This window comes from Pseudomonas koreensis, from assembly GCF_036668835.1.
GTDB classification, from domain to species: domain Bacteria; phylum Pseudomonadota; class Gammaproteobacteria; order Pseudomonadales; family Pseudomonadaceae; genus Aquipseudomonas; species Aquipseudomonas koreensis_I.
In genome coordinates this window covers 149965-164691 of record NZ_JAZEVW010000007.1, presented here as the reverse complement: position 1 = coordinate 164691, position 14727 = coordinate 149965, and the positions used below count along the sequence as shown (strand labels likewise).

Sequence of the window (14727 nt, the reverse complement as noted above, 5' to 3'; positions counted from 1 at the left end):
TTAATCAATAAATTTCATGTTAAAAGCGCAAAAAGTCCGCCATAACAATCGATTTATTAGATCATTTTCGAGTGACGACTTTTTGCGACCCGGGCTCCAACGACTCCCGTTCCCGGTCGTACGCCAAGTAGTACTTGTTCACGCTATTAACATAGCTGACGGCGCCCATCCCCACCTGCTCCATGGCAATGCGCTCGACCTGAAAGAACCATTGATTAGGGTTGAGCCCGCGCCGCCGGGCTTCGGCGCGCATGCCCTGCACACGCTCGGGGCCGATGTTGTACGCCGCGAGTGTGAAGGCCATGCGTTCACGCTCGTTGAGCTTGGGGCTGTTGAAAAACTTGCGGCGGATCATCGCCAGGTACTTGGCCCCGGCCTGCACATTGGCATCGAGATTCTGAATATTGCTCACGCCGACGCGCTGGGCTGCCGACGGGGTGATCTGCATCAACCCGGTCGGACCGCTGCCGCTGCGGGCATTGGGTTGCAGACGCGATTCCTTGAACGCCAGCGCCGCCAGATTAAGCCAGTCCATGTTCTGCGCCTGGGCATGTTTCTGCAGGGTCGGGCGCAGTTTTTCCAGACGCTGACGGTCGGCTTTGGCCAACGGATAGTGGACTTGGTACAGGCGCCGATAGATGCGCAGAAACGCGGCGTCTTCGTTCGACGGCTTCTTGTAGCCGCTCAGAAAGCGATCGATGCTCGCACGCAACATCGAGGCATCGCGGCGCACGAACCAGTGCTCCTCGCCCGGTTCGCTGATAACCAGCTGGCGGTCCAGACGCAGCTTGGGGAGGATCTTGCCCCAGCGCTCGGCAATCGGTTGTTCGACGATGGTCAGGTGAAAGATTCCGCCCTGAACCATTTCCAGCACGTCTTCCACGGCCAGCGTCGGATCGACCCATTCGATGTTGATCGGCGCGAGTTTGTGCAGCGCCAGTTTCTGATTGAGCTGACTCACCGCCTCCCCCGCCGCGCTGCCGGTGGGCAACGCCAAGGTCTTGCCGGACAGTTGTTCAACCTTGGTGTAGCGCCGCAGGCCCTTGATGCCGACCAGCACCAACGGCACGTCACGGGCGATCGGCTCGCTGCTGGAAACCGCATAGCCGCCCGGCAAGTCCATCAATTCGCCGGGCGCGACCATATCGCCTTCGCCACGCTGCAACGCGCCGAGCAACTGGTCCTTGGCCTTGGGAATGATCTTCAGGGTGACTTCCTGACCGTCGCGAGCATGGCCATTGAGGTATTGCTCGAAGGCACGCAGGCGATGGTACTCGACGCCGATGGTCTGGCCTTGAACCTCACCGGAGCTGTTGCGGCTTTGATTGACCAGCACGCGCAGGACGCGGCTGCTGCGGATCTCCGACAAGTCACGGACCTTGGCAGCCGGCACGGCCTGCAGCGGCCCGGGCAGGCGCGCGAGCGCCGTCAGCGGCAGCAGCAGCGATGCGCACAACAGCAGCAAAACCGAGGGACGATGCATCCACTCTCCGAAAAGAATACGGGGCGACTTCAGCTGAAATCACCGACGAAAACAGAGCGCTTGGAGCGCTGGTAAAGTGCGAAAGACTGGCACAGTGATGGCATTGTCGCCACCCTGGAACTCCCGCGGCCTCAACAGACAGCCATAAGTCGTTGTAGTTCTTGGCTTTTATTATGAATCTACAGCTCTGGTATGCTTTCCGGCCTTCGGCCCGAGGTAGCACCATGCAACTCATCGATATCGGCGTCAACCTGACCAATCCCAGTTTCGCCGACAAACACGCGGCGGTGCTTGAGCGCGCCTACGCGGCCGACGTCTGCCAACTGGTGCTGACCGGCACCAGCGTCGAAGGCAGCGAACAGGCGCTGGAGCTGTGTCAGCAACTGGATGCCAGCGGCCAGCGGCTGTTCGCCACCGCCGGCATTCACCCGCATTCGGCCAGCGACTGGAATGCCGACAGCACGCGACGCCTGCACAGTCTGCTCAACGAAGCCAATGTGGTCGCGGTGGGCGAATGCGGGCTGGACTTCAACCGTGATTTCTCGCCGCGCCCGCAGCAGGAAAAAGTCCTCGAAGAGCACTTGGCTCTAGCCGTCGAGTTGCAATTGCCAGTATTTCTGCATGAGCGCGATGCCAGCCAGCGCCTGCTGGAGATCCTCAAGGATTTTCGCGATCAACTGCCCGCCGTCGTGGTGCATTGCTTCACTGGCGAGCGCAAGGCGTTGTTCAGTTACCTCGACCTCGATCTGCACATCGGCATCACCGGCTGGATCTGCGATGAGCGTCGCGGCACGCACTTGCATCCGCTCGTGAAAGAGATCAAACGCGGACGCCTGATGCTGGAAAGTGATGCGCCCTATCTGCTGCCACGCACGTTGCGACCGAAGCCGAAGAATGGACGCAATGAGCCGGCGTATCTGAGTGAAGTACTGCGCGAAGTGGCGTTGCATCGTGGTGAAACAGAAGAGGATCTGGCAGCGCATACCACCGCGTGTGCACGCGCGTTTTTCAACCTTCCCACCCTCACCTGACACACCCGAAGCCCCATGTACATAAAGGCGGGACCGCGTCGTCTGTTGATTCATATCAAGGTCTTCGCGCCTGCATAGCGGCACAATAATGGCACCTTGCCAAAACTGTTTCCGCTATCAGAGAAGACCTCCATGGGTGCCTGGCTTAGCAATATCTCGCTGAAATACAAATTCTGGGCGGTCAATGCGGTCGCCTTTGTCACCACCCTGCTGCTGGTGTTGTACGCCGTGCAGCTCGAACAACAAGCTCGCAATCATGCCGCTCAAGCGTCCGCGCAGGCGCAAGCGCAGTTACTCAAGGCCTGGCCGGCGGGCCAGCCGCTGCCCAAAGTCGAGCAGGTGCTGCTCTTCAAACGCGGCGAAGCACCGCGGATCAACGGTCAGCCGCTGCTGGAGATCACCGGCAGCAACGGCTGGAATGAAATCAACGCCCTGCCCTTGTTCGGCGAAAACCCGTTGCTGGGCGCCGAAGTGTTCAGCCGTGCCGATGGCGAGCAAGTAGCGGTGATCGCCCATGCGCCGAGCCTGAGCCAGGTGTTCAGCGAGCGTTTTACCCATTACGCGGTAGCGGTGTTCATCCTGATGCTGGCAATGCTCGGCGCCTCGCAACTGCTGATCCGCTTTTTGCTCAGCCAGCTCAATACCTTGAAAGACGTCATGCTGCACGTCGAGAAAAGCGGCGATCTCAGCGCACGGGTGCCGCTGGCCGGCAGAGATGAAGTCGGGCAGATGGCCAATGCGTTCAACGCCATGCAGGCCGGTTATCAGCGCGTAGTCAGCACCGTCGCCAATACGGCGCGGCAACTGGATGTCGGCGCCGCGCGACTGGCGTCGAGCATGAACGAGGTCCGTCACGGCATGCTCGGCCAACAGAGCGAGACCGATCAGGCGGCCACCGCGATCAACGAAATGACCGCCACGGTTCACCACATCGCCCAACACGCCGGCGCTACCCGCGACCTGTCGCAGACCGCCGATGGCCTGGCTGGCAGCGGCCAGCAAGTGGTCGCCCGGGTGCAGCATTCGATTGCCGGGTTATCCAGCGGCGTGCAGCAGACCGCGCAAATGATTCAACGCCTGGCCGAAGACAGCCAGAAGATCAACGGCGTGGTCAGCGTGATTCACAGCATCGCCGAACAGACCAATCTGCTCGCCCTCAACGCGGCCATCGAAGCCGCGCGCGCCGGTGAGATGGGCCGCGGTTTTGCGGTGGTCGCCGATGAGGTGCGCAACCTCGCCAAACGGGTGCAGGCCTCAACTGACGAGATCACCACCATGGTTTCCGCATTGCAGGCCGGCACCCGCGATGCGGTGGATTTCATGCAAGAAAGTTCGTACAAGGCCGACGACTGCGTGCAGCAGGCGCAAGAGGCTGGCGAGGCGCTGGCGGAAATCACCGGAGCAGTGGCGCAGATGCGCGAAAGCAATACGCAGATCGCGGTGGCGGCGGAACAGCAGAGCCAGGTCGCCGAGGAAATGAACCGGGCGGTGGTGAGCATTCGCGATGTGACCGAGAACACCGTGCAGCAGACCGTGGATTCAGCGACCACCAGCAATGAACTGGCGACGTTGGCCAGCGAACTCAACAAGGCGATCGGGCAGTTGAAACTCTGAGTCCGTTTTCGCGAGCAGGCTCGCTCCCGCAAGGATTCGCGTGTGCCGCGGATTCAACGTGGGAGCGAGCCTGCTCGCGAAGGCGCCTGATGGATCGATATCGAATCCACCGATGACGCCTATCACTCCAATAGCCAACCTTGATTCGCCGCCCTGCGCGCCCGGGCCTATTCTTCAACCATGAGTTCAAACATGGATCGAGGAGTAGCAACATGGGCAAACGTCACCCCAACCTTCCCGCGTGGCAATGGCGCGCCTACCCGGGCAATCACCAGCACCCGACCAATCTGGTGCTGCATCTGATTGCCGTGCCGCTGTTCATCGTGGCGTTTCTGCTGATCGTGTCCGGGGTGTTCAGCCTGAGTCTGGCGAGCGTGGCCATCGGCGTGATCGGGATTGTCGCGGCGCTGGGTCTGCAGCGCCACGGCCACAGCCTGGAGGCGCAAGCCTCCGAGCCGTTCAGTGATCGCAAAGATGCCGTGTCGCGATTGCTGGTCGAACAGTTTCTGACTTTTCCGCGATTCTTCCTGAGTGGCGGCTGGTGGCGCGCCTGGCGTGAGCGCCACCGTCGGCATTGAGTCAGGCGAAGATCGTCACGGTTTGCCGACTCATGGCGATCAACTCGCCGTTCGCGCTCCACAGCTTGGCCGCAACATGGCCATAGCCGTCGGCGGCGTATTCGATATCGGCCAGGTACTGGCACCAGTCCAGCGTGCTCAAATCATGTAACGGCTGCACGAACTCAATGGTCCAGGTCAGCGTGCTGCCCGGTGCAGGTTTCTTCAGATACGGCAACAGCGCCGGCGGCCAGGCATCGACCAGCGCCAGCAGATGCGCCTCGTTGACCGGCTCTTCCTTGACATCCCCACGCAAGCGCACCCAGCCACCCATCAAGCGCGACGCAATGCCGGTAAACGGCATGCCGCCGACGCTCCAGCGCATCGCCAGGTGCCGCATGAATTCCGGGGTCACGCCTTTGATGTACGGCAACTCCTGGCATTCGTCCCAGTGTTTCATCAACGGCGCCGGATACGCTTCGACCGCTACTTCCGACGCCCGCGAGGCACCGAAGCTGCCTTGCACGATCGTCACCACCTGACCGTTCTGCAACGCCCGGCCCAACACTTGGCTGACGGCTTTGCCTTCACGCAACACTTCGACTTCGAAGCGCACCGGCACGCCCGGCTCGACCGGGCCGACAAAGGTGATCGCCAGCGAACGCACCGGGCGCTCCGCCGGCACCTTGCCGCGCATCGCCTCATATTGCAGCGCAGCCACCAGGCCGCCAAAACTGGCCCGCCCCTGCCCCCATTCGGCAGGAATCGTCACGTCAGGTTGTTGGCGGACAGCATCGAGCAGATCGCAAAAGCGCATGGCAACCTCGGCAAGCGGAAAAGGGATGCGCGGATCTTAACCAGACCCGCCGCGCGCCGCAGCGTCTATTCCGGTCAAATGGGCTGACAGAAAGGCCTTGGCGCAATCGTTGTAACGACAAATGCCCCTGTGGGAGCGAGCCTGCTCGCGAAGCGGTGGATCAATCGACAGTGATGGCGATTGGCACGGCCTCTTCGCGAGCAGGTTCGCTCCCACAAGGGACGGGATCATCTTCAGGAATGTTTGAAGCAGTCGGTATCGAGCTTTTCCAGCACTTGATCAGCCTTCAGCTCTGCCTTGATCAGCCCCGCCTGCCAAGTGGCGACACACGGTTGCAGATCCGCTTCCAGCTCAGCCTTGGCCAGCCACTGCCAGCAATCATGCCAGTCCCCCAGGGCCCCCTGCGCAGACTTCAAGCGCTTGTAGGCCGCAGCGGGCAAACGATCGAGTTCGGGATAGGCTTCGATGCCGTAGCGCACGCGTTTGATCAGCAGTCGCAGGCGATGGCGGTCGTGGGCGGGATCGTGCAGTGCTTCATCGAGCTTCTGCCACTGCTTGCCCAGACGTTTTTCAATGCGCTTGTCCAAGCCCTTGAGCAGTCCGTGACGCTGGGAAGCGCGCAGGAAACGCGGAAAGGCATCGAGGATCATCATCAACGATGCAACTTCATTGCTCGCTGCCAATGCCGGATAGGCCTCAGCCATTTGCGTCATGCGCCGCTCAGCGGCTTGCGGCTGATCATGCTTGAGCAGATACGCCGCCAGTACTTCGCGATCGCGCCACGGCGTGGTCAGCTCACCGACGGCGGACGCGGCGCTTTCAAGCTGCTCGACACCTGGCAAGCCGCGTAGCGGCCGCAACAGACTGCGCAAGCGTCGCACGGTGGTACGCAAATCGTGCAGCGCCTCAGGATCGGTTCTCGCCGTCATGCGCGCCTGACAAGCCAGCAATCGCACTTCCAGACTCAGGATATGAGCCACCAGCCGGTCAATCATGGGGGGTCTACTCCGTAGACAGCTGCAAGCTCCTAGCTACAAGCTGCAAGCTGAGCGCGTACTGGCTTGAGCTTGCAGCTTGCCGCTTGAAACTTGCGGCGGCTGTTTTAACGTCCTGCGCGGGATTCGCGGATGTAGAAGCGCGCTTTCTCGGCTTTCTTGCTGCAGCCTTCGAAGCCTTCGAATTGCTGCTGGGTCTTGGCCGCGGTCAGCAGCGACAAGGCTTTGGAATAACTGACGGTGCCGGCAAAGCCTTCGGCCTTGGCCAGGTCCAATTCGTGCCAGGCGGCGTCGAGCTGGCTGCCACAGCTGTCGCGGTAAGCGGTTTTACCGGCGCAACCGGCCAATGCCAGCGCCAACAACGGCACACAGATCCAGGCTTTCATCAATCACACCTCAACATAGGTCAACAGTCGTGCAGGTAAGACGGTCAGGCGGCGAAAAAGTGCCTTGCCAGCGCATGAAACAAGCGGCTGAAGGATAGCGCTGAAGCGCGACGCGAGGGCAAAAAAACGACGTCACCGCCACGTTCAGCGACCTTGACGATTGAGCCTGCTCGGCGATCGGTGCATTGTGCAGGCTTGCCGGGAGGAAGCTGAATGAAAAAACGTGTCGCACTGGTGCTGGGTTCCGGTGGCGCCCGGGGCTATGCCCATATCGGCGTCATCGAAGAAATCGAGAAGCGTGGTTACGAAATCGCCTGCATCGCCGGCTGCTCGATGGGTGCGGTGGTCGGCGGAATCTACGCCGCGGGCAAGCTTGATGAGTATCGCAACTGGATCGAGCGCCTCGACTACCTCGACGTGCTGCGGCTGGTCGATGTGAGCTTTCGCCTCGGCGCCATTCGCGGCGAAAAGGTCTTCGGGCAGATCCGCAAGATCGTCGGCGAGATCAATATCGAAGACTTGCGCATCCCCTACACCGCCGTCGCCGCCGATCTCACCAACCAACAGGAGATCTGGTTTCAGGAAGGCTGCCTGCATCAGGCAATGCGTGCCTCGGCAGCGATTCCCAGCCTGTTCACGCCGGTGATGCAAGGCAATCGAATGCTGGTCGACGGCGGCATTCTCAACCCGTTGCCGATCGTACCGGTGGTGTCGAGTCATTGCGACCTGATCATTGCGGTCAATCTCAATGCAACCAACCAGCGCCAATACAAGCTGCCGATCATTGAACGCCCGCCAGCGTTTCGCTCGCGTTTCGACAGCCTGATCAACTCGCTAGGGTCGAAGCTGCCGTTCCGCCGCAAACAGGCCGAGCAATTATTGAAGCTCGAACAGGAAGCGCTGCGCGCCGAGGCGGCGGCCATCAATCCCTGGCTCGAAGGCGCCGAACCGGAAAGCCAGCAACCGGCCGCCGCGCCCGAGCGTGAGGGCGCGCCAAAATCCGCGACGGGTTCGTTCATCATCGACAACGTCGGGCCGGCCTCGCTGCTCGACCTGATCAACCAGAGTTTCGAGGTCATGCAGACCTCGCTGGCGCAGTACAAGATCGCCGGATATCCGCCGGATATCCTGATCAACGTACCGAAGCGCGTGTGCCGGTTTTTCGAGTTCTACAAAGCCCCGGAACTGATTGCGCTCGGGCGCGAGATTGCCAGCGATACGCTGGATCGGTATGAGCAGGAGCAGGGTTGATCGAATGAAAAATCTCGATTGAATGCAATGCCCTCATCGCGAGCAGGCTCACTCCTACAAGTGGAATGCATTCCAATGTAGGAGTGAGCCTGCTCGCGATGAGGCCAGAAAAGACAACACAACTACCTACAAGCTGTGCTCATTCAGCAGGCGATAGCCCACCCCGGCCTCGGTGACGATAAACCGCGGCCGCGTCGGATCATCCGCCAGTTTCTGCCGAAGATGCCCGACCACGATCCGCAGATAGTGGCTGTCCTCGGTGTGCGTCGGCCCCCAGATGTCCTTGAGTAATTGCTGCTGGGTGATCACCCGCCCCGGATGCCGCGCCAGTTGCGCGAGCACCGCGTATTCCTTGCGGGTCAGCGCCACTTCGACGTCGTCGAGCAGCACCCGCCGATACGCCAGATCCACGGTCAACGGGCCGAAGCTCAACGCGGCCTGCTGCGCCTCTCCCGCCGGTGCCTGACGCAACAAGGCGCGAACCCGGGCGAGGAATTCCTGAATGCCGAACGGCTTGGTCACGTAGTCATTGGCGCCGCCATCCAGCGCCTCGACCTTCTGCCCTTCACTGGCGCGCACCGACAGCACGAGCACCGGCGCCGTGGCCCATTCGCGAAACTCGCGCAGCACTTGCTGGCCGTCCATGTCCGGCAGGCCGAGGTCGAGCACCAGCAGGTCGGGTTTGTTCAGCGCCGCCTGGGCGAGGCCTTCAGCACCGGTGCCGGCCTCGAGCACTTTGTAGCCTTGGGACGCCAGGCTGATGCGCAGGAATTTGCGGATCTGCGGCTCGTCATCGATGACCAAAATGGTCGCGGTCTGGCTCATGAATTCACATCAACGGAAAAGAGTGGCAAGAGAGTAGCGCAGTCGGATTCAGGCTTCACCGTCCATCCCCGGCTGCGTCTGCAACGGCAGGTGCAGGGTGATGCACGTGCCACGGCCATCGATACCGTCGGCGACGCTTATCCGGCCGCCGTGCGCGCCGACCATGCCCTGACAGATCGCCAGGCCAAGCCCCGTGCCTTGGCCGCCGCGATCACCCCGCGCAGCGGTGTAGAACATGTCGAAAATCTTTGCCCGCTCATCTTCGGGAATGCCCGGCCCCTCGTCGCTGACCGAGAAAAAAATCTCCTGATCATCAGCGCCCGCATGGAGTTGCAAACGACCGTGACTGGGCGAAAAGCGCGCGGCGTTTTCCACTACATTGACCAGCGCCTGTTCGATCAGCGCCGCGTGTACGTACAGCAATGGCAACTCGGCCGGCACCTCGGTGCTGACCTGCAACGGCGCGAGCACCGCGCGCAGACGACTGAGCGAACTGCCGACGATGTCGGCCGGCGACACCCAGTCGCGCGCCAGTTTCAGTGCGCCATGGCCCAGGCGGGTCATGTCGAGCAGGTTCTGGATGTAGCGGTCGAGGCGTTCGGCTTCATCGCAGGTGCCTTCGAGCAGCTCGCGGCGATCCTCCAGCGGGATCGCTTCGCCGAGCGCCAGCAGGCTGTCGATGCTGCCGCGCATGGCCGTGAGCGGCGTGCGCAAATCGTGGGACACCGAGGCCAGCAAGGCACTGCGCAATTGCTCGGTTTCGCCGTGCAGGCGCGCCGCTTCCAGATCGTCGGCCAACTGCGCGCGCGCCAGTGCCTGCGCCAGCGGCTGGCTCAACGCGGTAAGCAGGCGCCGGCGCTGGCCGCTCAGGGTCTGGCCTTCTTTTGCGCACACGCCGAGCAGCGCCAGCGGCCCATCCTCGACCGACAGCGGCCACCACCACCAACGCCCGAACGGCAGCGTGCCGGTGCCCATGCCCGCCGGTTGATCGTGCTGCCACGCCCAATCGGCGGCGGCGCGTTCGGCTTCGGTAAACTGCAGCGGTCCGCCAGTCTCGACGTTCCAGCCGCCCTGACCATCGCGGTTGAGCAGACACAGCTGCAGATCGTTCCAGCCGTTGAGGTGTTGCGCGGCGGCGCTGACCACGGCCTGGCGATCGGTCGCTGCAGTGAGCTTGCGCGACAGGTCGAGCAGTTCGCTGGTTTCTTCCTGGGTATCGCGCAGGGCTTGCAATTGTCGACGCTGGCGCGCCGCGAGATTGCCGGTCAGCGCGGCCATCAACAGGAAAAACAGCAAGGTCAGCACGTCTTCTTCGCGCTGAATGCTGAACGAGAAATTCGGCGGAATGAACAGAAAGTCGTAGGTCAGAAATGACAGCGCCGCACATGCCAGCGCCGGGCCGAGGCTGCTGCGCACCGCCACCAGCAACACGGCGGCGAGGAACACCAGCGAGATGTTCGGCAGCGGCAACACGCTCGACACCGCCCATGCCAGCGCCGTCGCCAATAGCGTCGCAACCAGCGCCAATGCGTAGTCGAACCACACCAGCGTCAGCGCATTGCGGGCACGCGGTTGCGGCGGTTGCTGATCGCTGTCGAGGACGTTGATTTCCAGCCCGTGGGCCTGACGCAACAACCGCGCGGCGAGACCACCGCCGAACAGACGCCGGCGCAAACGCGGCCGCGACTGGCCGACCAGCACCAGACTCGCACGACGCTCGGCCGCGTGCTGGATCAGCGTCTTCGCCACCTCACCTGCGCGCAACAGCACCACTTCGCCGCCGAGGCGTTCAGCCAGTTGCTGGGCACTTTGCAGGCGCAGGCGCGATTGCTCGTCGCGCACGCTGCCGTTGTCGACATGCACCAGGCTCCAGGGCAAATGCCGACGCTGGGCGACACGGCTGGCGTGGCGTACCAGACGCTCCGCCTGGGCATCACCATCGACACCGACCAGCAAGCGCCCGCGCACGGCCGGCGCAGCCTGACCGAGCTGGCGATAACCCTGTGCCAGATCGTTATCGACCTGCGCGGCGGCCGTCTGCATCGCCAGTTCGCGCAGTGCGGTGAGGTTGGTCTGGGTAAAAAACGCATCGATCGCTGCCCGCGCCTGCTCCGGCACATAGACCTTGCCTTCGCGCAGGCGCTCGAGCAGTTCGCGCGGCGGCAGGTCGATCAGCAGCAGCTCGAAGGCTTCCTGCAGCACCCAGTCCGGCAGGGTTTCACGCACCTGCACACCGGTGATGCCGCGCACCTGGTCGTTGAGACTTTCCAGGTGCTGGACGTTGACCGTGGTGAACACGTCGATGCCGGCGGCGAGCAGTTCCTGAATGTCCTGCCAGCGTTTGGCGTGGCGGCTGCCGGGGGCGTTGCTGTGCGCCAGCTCGTCAACCAGCACCAGCTTCGGTCGCGCTGCAAGGATGCCGTCGAGGTCCATTTCTTCGAGCATCACGCCGCGGTATTCCGAGCGCAACAGCGGTTGCTGCGGCAGGCCACCGAGCAACGCTTCGGTTTCAGCGCGGCCGTGGGTTTCGACCACGCCGGCGACGACTTTTACGCCTTGGCGAAGCTGTGTGTGGGCGGCCTGGAGCATGGCGTAGGTCTTGCCGACACCGGGCGCGGCGCCGAGGAATACTTTCAGCCGGCCACGGCCGTCACGGGGCAGGTCTGCTAACAGCGCGTCGGCGCGGCCGGAGTCGCTCATGCTGGGTCTCTTTTCCTGGTATTGGTGCGGTGAATTTCAGGGCGCCTTCGCGAGCAGGCTCGCTCCCACATGGGGAATGCAGAGTCCTGTGGGAGCGAGCCTGCTCGCGAATGGCCGCGCCGCCGATTCAGAGTTTTTGCAGCGCCCTGTTCAGCGCCAGCACATTCACCACCGGCGGCCCCACCAGCGGCTGTTCAGTGTGCGCATCAAGCAGTTGCTGCACCGTCGACACCGGCAGATTGCGCGCTTGCGCGACACGCGCCAGTTGATAGGCAATTGCCGCCGGAGGCAAGTGCGGATCGAGGCCGCTGGCCGAGGTAGTCAATAGCGCCAGCGGCACCGGGCCCTGACCGGGAACCTGCAATTTTTTGGCGTCGTCGATCACTCGTGTGGCGAGCGCCGGGTTGCTCGGGGCGAGGTTGCTGGCGCTGCTGGAAACGGTGGCGAAGGCGCCGGCGGATGGCCGAGGGTGGAACCACGCGTCGCCGGTGAAATCCTGGGCGATCAGTGAGGAGCCGCGGACTTTGCCATCGCTATCACGGACCAGACTGCCATTGGCTTGCTCGGGGAAGGCCACTTGGGCGATGCCGGTGACCGCCAGTGGATAGGCGATGCCGGTGACCAGGGTCATCAGCATCAACAGGCTCAGGGCTGGACGTAGCATTGTGGACATTGGTTGATCCTCGAATTCGTTGGGCAAACGTTGGTGGGGTGTCAGGGAGATCTTTTCCCCCTCACCCCAGCCCTCTCCCCCAAGGGGGCGAGGGGGAAAGGGAGCCGATCTTCATGCTGTTCAAAACTTGGGTTCGGCTCGGAATTTCAAATCGACACACCTCAAAATCACCTCGGCCAGCCCCCTCTCCATTCGCGAGAGAGCTAGGGTGAGGGGCTGTTCCAGCTTCGCATTCACCTCGGTATCTCACGTCGGCGTATCTCCCACGAACACCTCGGTCAGTCCCCTCTCCCCCCGGGAGAGGGCTAGGGTGAGGGGCTTTTTTCCTACCTCACACCAGATGCAACGCCGTGAGCAGCATGTCGATCGCCTTGATCCCTACAAACGGCACCAGAATCCCGCCCAGGCCATAGATCAACAGATTGCGCCGCAGCAACGCCGCCGCACTCGCGGCCTGTACCCGCACGCCGCGCAGTGCCAGCGGAATCAACACCACAATGATCAAGGCGTTGAAGACAATTGCCGACAGAATCGCGCTCTGCGGACTGGTCAGATGCATGATGTTCAGCACGCCCAGCTGCGGATAGATCGCGGCGAACAGCGCTGGCAGGATGGCGAAGTATTTGGCCACGTCGTTGGCGATGGAAAAGGTCGTCAGCGCGCCACGGGTCACCAGCAATTCCTTGCCGATCTGCACCACGTCGAGCAGCTTCGTCGGGTCGCTGTCGAGGTCGACCATGTTCGCCGCTTCGCGCGCTGCCTGCGTGCCGTCATTCATCGCCATGCCGACGTCGGCCTGGGCCAGCGCCGGAGCGTCGTTGGCGCCGTCGCCGCACATCGCGACCAGGCGACCGTCGTTCTGCTCGTGACGAATTCTCGCGAGTTTCTTCTCTGGCGTGGCTTCGGCGAGGACGTCGTCGACGCCTGCTTCCGCCGCGATCGCTGCTGCAGTCAACGGGTTGTCGCCAGTAACCATTACCGTGCGAATTCCCAACTTGCGCAGTTCGGCAAAGCGCTCGCGAATGCCCGGTTTGACCACATCCTTGAGATGGATCGCACCGAGCAGTTTGCCGTCGGCGCAGACCAGCAACGGCGTGCCACCGCTTTGGGCGATCTTGTCGATTTCCCGCGACAACGCCGGGGCCAGATCGGCGCGCTGCAGGCCGATGAACGCCAGCAACGAATCCACCGCACCCCTGCGATAGACACGGCCCTGATAGTCGATCCCAGACAAACGGGTTTCGGCGCTGAACGGCACAACTGTCAGCACTTCGGGCGCCGGCTCAGGCTGCGGATGCAGACCGCGCAGGTACTCGACGATGGATTTGCCTTCGGCGGTTTCATCGCCGAGCGAAGCGAACAACGCGCCCTCGGCCAGATCACGCGCCGTTACACCCGGCGCGGCGTACACCGCACTGCAACGACGGTTGCCGAAGGTGATGGTGCCGGTCTTGTCGAGCAGCAGCACATGCACATCGCCCGCTGCTTCCACCGCGCGACCGGATTTGGCGATTACGTTGAGGCGTACCAGCCGATCCATCCCGGCAATGCCGATGGCCGAGAGCAGGCCGCCGATGGTGGTCGGGATCAGCGTGACCAATAACGCCACCAGAAATACCAGCGGCAGGCTGCCGTTGGCGAAGTGGGCGAACGGTTGCAGGGTGACTACCACCAGCAGAAAGATCAGCGTCAGGCCGATCAGCAGAATATCCAGCGCCACTTCGTTCGGAGTCTTCTGGCGTTTCGCGCCCTCGACCAGTGCGATCATGCGGTCGAGGGTCGACTCGCCGGGGTTGGCGGTAATCCGCACCAGCAGCCAGTCGGACACCAGTCGCGTATTGCCGGTGACCGCCGAGCGATCACCGCCGGATTCGCGGATCACCGGTGCCGATTCACCGGTGATCGCCGCCTCGTTGACCGCCGCGATCCCTTCAATCACTTCGCCGTCGCCGGGGATCATCTCCCCCGCTTCGACGCGCACCACGTCACCCTTGCGCAGGTTAGCTGCGGGCACCACCTGGAAGCTGCCATTGGCCTGCCGGCGCCGGGCGCTGAGACCTTCGCTGCCAGCCTTGAGGCTGTCGGCGCGGGCCTTGCCACGCCCTTCAGCCAAGGCTTCGGCGAAGTTGGCGAACAGCACGGTGAACCACAGCCACAAGGCGATTTGTGCCGCCACGAAAGTCGGCACATCGGCATCGGGAATGAAGCACAGCACGGTGGTGAAAATGGCGGTCAGTTCGACCACCAGCATCACCGGCGAACGCTTCAACTGCCGTGGATCAAGCTTGACGAACGCTTGCAGCAGCGCCGGGCGCCACAGCGCCGAGATCGCGGTTTTCGCTTGTTCCGGCGCTTTGGCAGCGACGGGTTTTATTGCGGGCATATTCATCGTCAG

The 14727-nt window shown here is 62.5% G+C and carries 12 protein-coding genes; 4 read left to right on the top strand and 8 right to left on the bottom strand.

Annotated features, from left to right (window positions below; translation table 11 throughout):
* Positions 1-61 precede the first annotated feature (61 nt).
* The gene (locus V6F91_RS20195) at positions 62-1483 is read right to left on the bottom strand and encodes a transglycosylase SLT domain-containing protein (protein ID WP_332767501.1); all 1422 of its coding nucleotides are present in this window, start codon (positions 1481-1483) and stop codon (positions 62-64) included.
* Positions 1484-1707: 224 nt separating this feature from the next.
* Between V6F91_RS20195 and V6F91_RS20190 the strand changes: the two genes are divergently transcribed.
* The 3 genes from V6F91_RS20190 (at position 1708) to V6F91_RS20180 (ending at position 4706) form a co-directional block, all read left to right on the top strand.
* Complete coding sequence (locus V6F91_RS20190; RefSeq protein ID WP_332767499.1) at positions 1708-2514, top strand: TatD family hydrolase; 807 nt, start codon at positions 1708-1710, stop codon at positions 2512-2514.
* A gap of 132 nt (positions 2515-2646) precedes the next feature.
* Positions 2647-4128: a methyl-accepting chemotaxis protein gene (locus V6F91_RS20185; protein ID WP_332767497.1), complete on the top strand. Its 1482-nt coding sequence runs from the start codon at positions 2647-2649 to the stop codon at positions 4126-4128.
* Positions 4129-4340: 212 nt separating this feature from the next.
* Positions 4341-4706, top strand: a complete 366-nt coding sequence (locus tag V6F91_RS20180; protein ID WP_007908547.1) for an Mpo1-like protein — start codon at positions 4341-4343, stop codon at positions 4704-4706.
* 1 nt (position 4707) lies between these two features.
* On the opposite strand, the gene V6F91_RS20175 is transcribed toward V6F91_RS20180, so the two are convergent.
* The 3 genes from V6F91_RS20175 to V6F91_RS20165 form a co-directional block, all read right to left on the bottom strand.
* The gene (locus tag V6F91_RS20175; RefSeq protein ID WP_332767493.1) at positions 4708-5502 is read right to left on the bottom strand and encodes a thioesterase family protein; all 795 of its coding nucleotides are present in this window, start codon (positions 5500-5502) and stop codon (positions 4708-4710) included.
* Positions 5503-5735: 233 nt separating this feature from the next.
* On the bottom strand, positions 5736-6497 hold the full coding sequence (locus V6F91_RS20170) for a CHAD domain-containing protein (RefSeq protein ID WP_332767491.1): 762 nt from the start codon (positions 6495-6497) through the stop codon (positions 5736-5738).
* Between the two features lie 107 nt (positions 6498-6604).
* The gene (locus V6F91_RS20165) at positions 6605-6883 is read right to left on the bottom strand and encodes a hypothetical protein (RefSeq protein ID WP_090285007.1); all 279 of its coding nucleotides are present in this window, start codon (positions 6881-6883) and stop codon (positions 6605-6607) included.
* A 213-nt stretch (positions 6884-7096) separates the two neighbouring features.
* Between V6F91_RS20165 and V6F91_RS20160 the strand changes: the two genes are divergently transcribed.
* A complete protein-coding gene (locus V6F91_RS20160; RefSeq protein WP_332767487.1) occupies positions 7097-8134 on the top strand; it encodes a patatin-like phospholipase family protein in 1038 nt (345 codons plus the stop codon).
* A 126-nt stretch (positions 8135-8260) separates the two neighbouring features.
* Here V6F91_RS20160 and V6F91_RS20155 read toward each other — a convergent pair whose 3' ends face one another.
* From V6F91_RS20155 to kdpB, 4 genes are all read right to left on the bottom strand, one after another.
* The gene (locus tag V6F91_RS20155; RefSeq protein ID WP_332767485.1) at positions 8261-8959 is read right to left on the bottom strand and encodes a response regulator; all 699 of its coding nucleotides are present in this window, start codon (positions 8957-8959) and stop codon (positions 8261-8263) included.
* 48 nt (positions 8960-9007) lie between these two features.
* Entirely contained in the window at positions 9008-11659 is a 2652-nt protein-coding gene (locus V6F91_RS20150; RefSeq protein ID WP_332767483.1) for a sensor histidine kinase KdpD, read from the bottom strand.
* 127 nt (positions 11660-11786) lie between these two features.
* Entirely contained in the window at positions 11787-12332 is a 546-nt protein-coding gene (gene kdpC, locus V6F91_RS20145) for a potassium-transporting ATPase subunit KdpC (RefSeq protein WP_332767481.1), read from the bottom strand.
* Positions 12333-12663: 331 nt separating this feature from the next.
* Positions 12664-14721, bottom strand: coding sequence for a potassium-transporting ATPase subunit KdpB (kdpB, locus tag V6F91_RS20140; protein ID WP_332767479.1), 2058 nt, complete (start codon positions 14719-14721; stop codon positions 12664-12666).
* Positions 14722-14727: the final 6 nt, after the last annotated feature.

Bases quoted from the DNA above. Each gene is read 5' to 3' on its own strand.
- V6F91_RS20185 (WP_332767497.1), top strand. From the start codon at position 2,647: ATGGGTGCCTGGCTTAGCAATATCTCGCTGAAATACAAATTCTGGGCG.
- V6F91_RS20155 (WP_332767485.1), bottom strand. From the start codon at position 8,959: ATGAGCCAGACCGCGACCATTTTGGTCATCGATGACGAGCCGCAGATC.
- V6F91_RS20170 (WP_332767491.1), bottom strand. From the start codon at position 6,497: ATGATTGACCGGCTGGTGGCTCATATCCTGAGTCTGGAAGTGCGATTG.
- V6F91_RS20150 (WP_332767483.1), bottom strand. From the start codon at position 11,659: ATGAGCGACTCCGGCCGCGCCGACGCGCTGTTAGCAGACCTGCCCCGT.
- V6F91_RS20165 (WP_090285007.1), bottom strand. From the start codon at position 6,883: ATGAAAGCCTGGATCTGTGTGCCGTTGTTGGCGCTGGCATTGGCCGGT.
- kdpB (WP_332767479.1), bottom strand. From the start codon at position 14,721: ATGAATATGCCCGCAATAAAACCCGTCGCTGCCAAAGCGCCGGAACAA.
- V6F91_RS20195 (WP_332767501.1), bottom strand. From the start codon at position 1,483: ATGCATCGTCCCTCGGTTTTGCTGCTGTTGTGCGCATCGCTGCTGCTG.
- V6F91_RS20175 (WP_332767493.1), bottom strand. From the start codon at position 5,502: ATGCGCTTTTGCGATCTGCTCGATGCTGTCCGCCAACAACCTGACGTG.
- kdpC (WP_332767481.1), bottom strand. From the start codon at position 12,332: ATGTCCACAATGCTACGTCCAGCCCTGAGCCTGTTGATGCTGATGACC.
- V6F91_RS20160 (WP_332767487.1), top strand. From the start codon at position 7,097: ATGAAAAAACGTGTCGCACTGGTGCTGGGTTCCGGTGGCGCCCGGGGC.
- V6F91_RS20180 (WP_007908547.1), top strand. From the start codon at position 4,341: ATGGGCAAACGTCACCCCAACCTTCCCGCGTGGCAATGGCGCGCCTAC.
- V6F91_RS20190 (WP_332767499.1), top strand. From the start codon at position 1,708: ATGCAACTCATCGATATCGGCGTCAACCTGACCAATCCCAGTTTCGCC.